A 6779-nucleotide genomic window follows, 5' to 3' on the forward strand; every position below is an offset into this window, starting at 1 on the left:
GCATCGCCACCCGCTACGACAAGACCCCTGAGAGCTACATCGCCGGCCTCCACCTTCGTGGCGCGATGATTTGGATCAAAGACCTCACACGAGCCACCCCTTGATCACAACCCAATACGCGCCCTAGGCGCCTCCCCAGTTCCACGGTCGCCTCGTAGCACGGGTGGCCCCGCGATTCGCGTCCGACTGCGGGAGTGATGCGGTCGGCGTGCGTGGCAAGTGCGGCCAGGTCGATGGGGGCGGGCGGGTATTGGCGTAGTTCGTGCTCGAACCAGTGGGCGGCGTTGGCGTCGTTCCTGGGGGCGTCGGCCATGTGCTGGTGGTCCGAGGAGGCGAATGTCCGCTCCCTGAACATCGTCATCGCCGGTTCGGATCCTGAGCGCCGATAGAGGTCGTAGACCTCGGAGAAGAAGCGGACCCATTTGTCTCCGTCGGAGAGCAGTTGCATGGCGGGCGGCTCGTGTGGGATGAGGGTGCGGACAGCGGAGGGGTGGCGGGCGAGAAGTTCCAGGCCGACGGTGGCTCCGGAGCTGGCGCCGAAGACGATCGCCGGCCCGGCGTTCAGGTGCTCGATCAGGCGGCGGGCATCGTCGGCGTCGGTTTCCAGTCGGCGGTCATAGTCCTGCGGACCCCTGAGAAGACTGCGGGAGAAACCGCGGCGGTCGTAGATGACGACGGTGTATCGGGCGGCCAGCTGGTGGGTGACCACCCGGTAGACGTCGGCCACGCCGGGTGCTCCGGTGATCAGAACCATGAGCGGGCCGCTGCCATGGGTCTCATAGTAGAGACGGGCTCCGGGAACTTCGAGCGTGCTCATCCGCCTTGCGCTCCTCACGTGCTCGCTCACAACGCTTTTACGATACATAATGTATAGGTGAGATGCAGTGCGTTCAAGACAGAGACATAGGTGCACCTCTATGACAGCTACTCCGCACGGATCGCAGGAAGGCCTCTACAGCGGCCCGCTGCCCTGGGACATCGGCCGCCCGCAACCGGCGTTCCTCGACCTCGCCCAGACCGGTGCCATCCAGGGCCGGGTGCTGGACGTCGGCTGCGGCACCGGCGAGCACACGCTCATGTGCGCCGCACTCGGGCTCGAGGTCACCGGCGTCGACCTCGCCTCCAGAGCGATCAGCACCGCCCAGGCCAAGGCACGGGAGCGGGGCCTCACCGCGCGGTTCCTCCGCCACGACGCGCTCCGGCTGGCCGAGCTCGGGGAGTCTTTCGACACCGTGCTCGACTCTCTGCTGTTCCACATCTTCAGCGACGCCGACCGGGCCTCCTACGTCGACAGCCTGCGCGCGGCGACCAAGCCGGGCGCCCGGCTGTTCCTGCTGTGTTTCAGCGACCGGCAGCCCGGCGCGGGCGAGTACGGGCCGCGGCGCGTGACGCGGGAGGAGATCGGGGCCGCCTTCGCCAACGGGTGGACGCTCGACTCGATCACCACCGCCACGATCGACAACACCGTTATCCCTGACGGTGTCCTGGCCTGGCTCGCCGCGCTCACCCGAATCTGACCCCGGAAGGAATGCGATGCCAACCACCGAAGCCCGCGTCACCACCGAACGCGCCGGCCGATACCTCGTCCAGCTCTGCCGACACGCCGGCCAGATGGGCCACGGGTTCCCCGCTCACCCCGGTCGCGGACCCCACATGGGCGGCGAGAGACCCAAGAACATCAAGGCCGACTGGTCGGAAACCGACGGGACCATCACCGTCGACGGGGGCACCTGCGTCCTGCATGCCACTCCAGAGGCGTTGACGCTGCGGGTCGAGGCCGAGGACGAGGAACGGTTGCAGCGCATCCAGGCCCTCGTCACCAGGAACCTCACCAGGATGGGCAGGCGTGATGACCTGACCGTGGACTGGACCCGGCCCGGCCCTGCCTCTGAGCCCGTCGCGAAGGTCGTGGAGCCCGTGCCGCACCGAGGAGGACGGCGCGCCCTGCTCGGCTTGGTGGTGGCCGGCTGAGCGCCGGCGGAGCGACGCCGGCCATCGACGAGATCGCGGCCGCCGCCGATGTGTCACGTCGCACGATCTACATGTACTTCCCGACCCTCGACCACCTGCTGATCGACGCGACCGCCGGCGCGCTCAACGAGCCCCCGGTCGAGGAGGCACTGGCCGACCCCGCGCTCGCCGACGACCCCGCAGGCCGGCTGGACGCCCTCGTCCGGACCCTGCTGGCGTACTCACCGCAATCGCTTCCCCTGGGCCGCCGGCTGATCCGTCTGACCGTCGATCCGCCGGCGAGCGACGCTCGAGAGCCGGCCGCCCCACGCCGCACCCCCCGCCGGGTGGAATGGCTGGAGCAGGCCTGCGAACCGCTCCGCAGCACCCTGAGCGAGGAGTCGTTCCAGCGCCTGATCTCGGCCCTGACCATCGTGGTCGGCTGGGAGGCGCAGATCGCCCTACGCGATGTCCGTGGCCTTGACCCGCAGGCCGAACAGGAGGCCATCACCTGGGCCGCACGTGCCCTGGTAGAGGCAGCGATCAAGGAACACCAAGCAGACACCGAGCGCGGCAACGACGATTGATTCACGCGTTCGCTGCGCACGACTTTCACAGCCGTCCTTATTCGCCCACAACATTCGCCCACAATGGATCCTAGGCGGCCGCTGCCCTCTGACCTTCTGGGCGCACATGACGACCATCGCCGCGAAGGTCGCCGACAGACCGAGCGTCCTCGCCCACGCCTGAGCAGCGGGGGCGGGAGCCGGTCGCCCCGGAACTGGAGCGATCGCCGGTCTACTTCTCGATGTGGGCTTCCAAGCCCCTGAGAAACACGTTTATCCCGAACTCGAAGCGCTCGTCGATGTCGCCGGAAGTGAGGCTGCCGGCCATTGAGGTGATGTGCGGGAACAGCTCGGGTGGCAGGCTCTGGAGGTATTGCGTGACTTGCCCGAGGTGGGCGTCCAGGTCAGCTCCTTGGGTGGCCTTGATGCGATAGGTCCCGGCCTCGATCGCGTTGGCCTGGATCATCAGCGACACCTTGGCGATGCATGGGCGTAAAGCATGGCCGCTCCGGTGCCCAGCTCGTGGGCGACCCGGCGCATGGTCACCGCATCCAGACCTTCGGCCTCCAGGATGCGCAAGGCCGTATCGATGATGAGCTCCTGGCTGAGTGGCTGTTTCGCACACACCGACTTGGGCGGTGTCCGCCATGGCGGGATAGGAATCCCCGCGTCTGTGTCTTTCTCGACCATTGCCACCACTTCTCAAGTTCACGAACGCGTTGATGGCCGAAGGGGCGCTGGATCGTGCTGCTCAATCCGCCGGGAGCGGTGTATGGGGCACCATTCGGAGCGGCGCCTCTTGAAAGAGCCGATGCTCAGCAGCGGCTGACGACGAGTCGTGGACCGGGATGCATCCGCACCGGTCAGCGCCATGGAAATCGGAACCGCAGATGGGCTTCCGGTGAGATCACAGGACGCCCTCCGCAACCGCCTGTTGCTTCTCGAGATTTTCTGCGGTCTGGCGCAGGAGCTCGATCAGTTGTGTGGGCGCCTCGGCGGGGAGACCGGCGAAGGCGGTCTCATTGATGCTCTGCGCGAGCGCTTCCACTTGCGGTAGGAGTGCTTCGGCCTGAGGGGTGAGGCGAATGATGGCGCGGCGGTGGTCGGTCTCGTCCTGAACGCGGACGATCAGTCCGTCGCGCTCCATCCGGCGGAGGGTGAGCGCCATCGTCGGCTGCTGGATCGCCGACGCTTTCGCGAGCTCACCCTGGGTGGTGCCCCCGAGCGCGGACAGCGTGAAGAGAGGGGGAAGATATGCCGGAGTGATCCCGAGGGGGCGGAGAGCCTCGGCCATGCGGCGCTCGAACACACGCGCACACCAGTTGATCACGAATCCAGCAGAGTCGAAACGGTTGAAGTCCATGGCCTCTTCTCGACTAGGGGTGCTTCACCGGCGCGTTCATCTCACCCGCCCGCCACTCGTACAGTTCACGGTATACCTGACGCTGCGCACCTGATTGCTGACCGAGTCGGCGTTGGACCATCGCGGTAAGCCCGGCCGGGCCGCAGAGGTACCACGCCGTGCCCTCGGGTTTGCTCTTGATGACGCGGTCGACGGCATCGCCGTCGAGTCTTCCGCTCACTGCGCTGAACGCCGGCGTGAGCGTCAGCCACGACATGTTACGAGCGAACATGGACAGTTCCTCCCAGCAAGGAACGTCGTCGGCATCCCGTGCCGCAATGAGCAACTCGACCCGCCGCCGCGACGGCTCAGCGACGTCCGGCGCGCGCTCGGCGGTCCGCAGAACCGACAGGAACGGCGTGATGCCGGCTCCTCCCGCCACCCAAACCTGATGCTGAGGGGCACCTGCGCCCACCGGCGGCGTGAACGATCCGAACGGGCCGTCGACGCGCACTCGATCGCCGACCGCAAGGCCTGCCTGAGCGCGGCCCGTCCAATCCCCGGATGAGCGGATCAGGACGCTCACGCGCTCTTCGCCTCCTGCACTCGTCAACGTGAACGGATGCGTCTCTCGCGCCCCATCGGCAGTCGCCGTCAAGAACACGAACTCGCCGGGCCGGTGCGGGGCGATTCTGCGCGATCCTTCCGGCCGCATGACGACCTCGACTCCGCGTTCGCGTCGCAGCGTTTCGACGACCACATAGGGCACCCCTCCGCGAGCCTTGTCCGCCACCCGGACGATCAGGCTTCCGGCGCCCAGCAATGCGAAGCAGCCGAGCAGGCCGCCCAAAGGGCTGACCAGCGAGAACCATTGACTGGCGCCGCTCACCATGTGCGCGGTCAGTACGAGAAAGGCGAAACCCGTGGCCATGTGGACCTTCTGCCACCTGTCGTAGGGCACCTTCGTGTTGACGGCCAGCACGATCGACCCGACGAGGACAAGCGTTCCCAGCACACCGAGCGGAATGGCCACGTTGAGGGTGTCCAGAATGCTTTCCCCGCGGTCGACGGCCGACGCGATGGGGATGAGGACCAGATGCAGGCCGATCGCTCCGAGGATGAGCGTTCCGATCCGGCGATGGGCGTTGTAGACGCGATCGAGTGGGCCGAACAACTTCTCGAGTATCGGGCGGCGGATCGCGAGGAACAGGTTCGTAGCCATCATCGCGTACGCGATCGCGCCCGCGAGGATGGCCAGGCCGCTCAGCCCTCCCGTCGCGGGGGCCACGAGCAGCAGAACGCCGGCTACCAATCCGGCGTACGCGCAAACGAACGCCAAGGTGCCCCAGTGCAGTTTCCATGACATAGATAGCATGCTATCTAAACGCATTGCATGCTATCTACTGCTCGCCTCTTGTGCCGCCACTCAGCGGCTCGACGACATCTCGGGCTGCCGGCAAGAACGATGCGACGCGGCCCGCGAGCACACCGGCCATGACCGGCCAACCTCTCGGCTTCGCTTTTTGCTTGCAGAACGAGTGCCTGGAGATGGCCGGGACGGTGGTGGCTCAGGCCACGCAGATACCGGGGACGGCCACCTTCTCCATCAGGTGCGGGTAGGCGACGGTGCCGTCCGGGTAGCGCTCGAGGCCCGCGCCGAACTCGGGGGCGGAGAATGCGGCCCGCAGGTGCGCGGCGGACTCCCAGACCGCGATGTTCGCCAGGACGCGGCTCCCGGCGATGCCCTGGTGAAGCTGGGCGGAGATGAAGCCGGGCCGGCTCTTGACGTAGGCGGCGTCCTCCTGCCACGCGGCGAGCGCCTCCTCCGTCTTGCCCTCTGGCGCGACGAAAGTGTTGATCAGCGTGACCGGGCCATCGCCGGCGCTCTGCAGCTGCTTGCCGTACGGCGTGCTCGCGTCACGTTCCGCAAGAGTGATCATGGCCTTCCCTCCAAGGAATGTGGTGTGATGCCGACGGGTCGCTGCGGCCTCCACGCGGGCCGCATCGGACACGTCGCCCGCCCGCTCTCCGGCGATGATCACCTGCTGTGGTGCCGGCTCAAGGGTGACCTCAGGTCAGGTGTCCGGGGAACCGGAGGGAAGCTCACATCACAGACGAGCCACACCGGGCGGCAAGACCGCACCGATCGCGGGAAGGCGGAGTTGGGCGGCCTGTCCGGAACCAAACACGTTCGTGAGGCTGGGTCACATCGTCGACGACCCCCCGGGAGCCTGGTCACGACCGCTTGGGCAGCGCACTGTGGCCTCTGTCCCGGGCCTGATCGGGACGCGCTGGAGCCGGTAGAAGCCTGCGTGCCCGCGCTCCCGGTCCTCCTCGGTCTCCACCTCCCAACCGTCGGCGAAGCTCGCGGCGACCTCCCCCTTCGCGATGCCCACCGGCTTGGGCCACGGGCCTCTGCTCGGGTAGCAGCCGAGAATGAGCAGCACGGCTCCCGGGGCGGCGATCCGTGTGACCGCCCGCACGTAGGCGTCCCGGCTGCCGTGCGGAATGCTGTGCAGGCACCCCCGGTCGAACAGCAGCCCGTAACCATCGCCCAGCCCGAGCCCCTCCGGCTGCATGAAGTCGCCCACGTACCAGCGCGCCTCCACCCCGGCGCGCTTGGCCTTCTCGCGGGCGCGGTCGACGGCCACGGACGTCAGATCCACGCCGGCCGCGTCCCAGCCGCGCTGGGCCAGCCAGATGACGTGGGTGCCGGTCCCGCAGCCGATGTCCAGCGCCCGGCCGACCGGGAGGGCCGGAAAACCGGCCGTCCCGTCCACGGCCTCGACCAGCTCGGGCACGGGCTCCCCGGTCTCCCAGGGGGTCAAGTGGATCCGATAGAGGAACCTGAACCAGCGCTCGCTCATGTCTCCGCCCCGCCGAGCAGCGCCTTGGGCTGCGTGAACTCCTCGAGCCCGTAC

General features: G+C 67.6%; 10 protein-coding genes. 3 read left to right on the forward strand and 7 right to left on the reverse strand.

Annotated features, from left to right (window positions below; all coding sequences use genetic code 11):
* Positions 1–34 precede the first annotated feature (34 nt).
* Positions 35–817 (reverse strand): alpha/beta hydrolase, encoded by a 783-nt coding sequence (locus EJK15_RS66345; RefSeq protein ID WP_171075380.1) that lies wholly within the window; start codon positions 815–817, stop codon positions 35–37.
* 100 nt (positions 818–917) lie between these two features.
* On the opposite strand from EJK15_RS66345, the gene EJK15_RS66350 reads away from it, so the two are divergent.
* The 3 genes from EJK15_RS66350 (at position 918) to EJK15_RS66360 (ending at position 2537) form a co-directional block, all read left to right on the forward strand.
* Complete coding sequence (locus tag EJK15_RS66350) at positions 918–1517, forward strand: class I SAM-dependent methyltransferase (RefSeq protein WP_138720446.1); 600 nt, start codon at positions 918–920, stop codon at positions 1515–1517.
* A 16-nt stretch (positions 1518–1533) separates the two neighbouring features.
* On the forward strand, positions 1534–1971 hold the full coding sequence (locus EJK15_RS66355) for a DUF2218 domain-containing protein (protein ID WP_138720447.1): 438 nt from the start codon (positions 1534–1536) through the stop codon (positions 1969–1971).
* 71 nt (positions 1972–2042) lie between these two features.
* Positions 2043–2537, forward strand: coding sequence for a hypothetical protein (locus tag EJK15_RS66360; RefSeq protein ID WP_240778077.1), 495 nt, complete (start codon positions 2043–2045; stop codon positions 2535–2537).
* Between the two features lie 211 nt (positions 2538–2748).
* On the opposite strand, the gene EJK15_RS66365 is transcribed toward EJK15_RS66360, so the two are convergent.
* From EJK15_RS66365 to EJK15_RS66390, 6 genes are all read right to left on the reverse strand, one after another.
* A complete protein-coding gene (locus tag EJK15_RS66365; protein ID WP_138720449.1) occupies positions 2749–2982 on the reverse strand; it encodes a TetR/AcrR family transcriptional regulator C-terminal domain-containing protein in 234 nt (77 codons plus the stop codon).
* Positions 2982–3206 carry a helix-turn-helix domain-containing protein gene (locus tag EJK15_RS66370; protein WP_138720450.1) on the reverse strand — a complete coding sequence of 75 codons (225 nt, stop codon included), beginning with the start codon at positions 3204–3206 and terminating at the stop codon, positions 2982–2984. The genes EJK15_RS66365 and EJK15_RS66370 overlap by 1 nt, the downstream gene beginning before the upstream one ends.
* A gap of 217 nt (positions 3207–3423) precedes the next feature.
* Positions 3424–3879, reverse strand: coding sequence for a MarR family winged helix-turn-helix transcriptional regulator (locus EJK15_RS66375; RefSeq protein ID WP_138720451.1), 456 nt, complete (start codon positions 3877–3879; stop codon positions 3424–3426).
* Between the two features lie 13 nt (positions 3880–3892).
* The gene (locus EJK15_RS66380; protein ID WP_171075382.1) at positions 3893–5224 is read right to left on the reverse strand and encodes a ferredoxin reductase family protein; all 1332 of its coding nucleotides are present in this window, start codon (positions 5222–5224) and stop codon (positions 3893–3895) included.
* Positions 5225–5426: 202 nt separating this feature from the next.
* Positions 5427–5798, reverse strand: a complete 372-nt coding sequence (locus EJK15_RS66385) for an antibiotic biosynthesis monooxygenase family protein (RefSeq protein WP_138720453.1) — start codon at positions 5796–5798, stop codon at positions 5427–5429.
* Between the two features lie 264 nt (positions 5799–6062).
* Positions 6063–6725, reverse strand: a complete 663-nt coding sequence (locus EJK15_RS66390; RefSeq protein WP_138720454.1) for a class I SAM-dependent methyltransferase — start codon at positions 6723–6725, stop codon at positions 6063–6065.
* Positions 6726–6779 lie beyond the last annotated feature (54 nt).

The organism is Nonomuraea basaltis (assembly GCF_005893125.1).
Classification (GTDB): domain Bacteria; phylum Actinomycetota; class Actinomycetes; order Streptosporangiales; family Streptosporangiaceae; genus Nonomuraea; species Nonomuraea basaltis.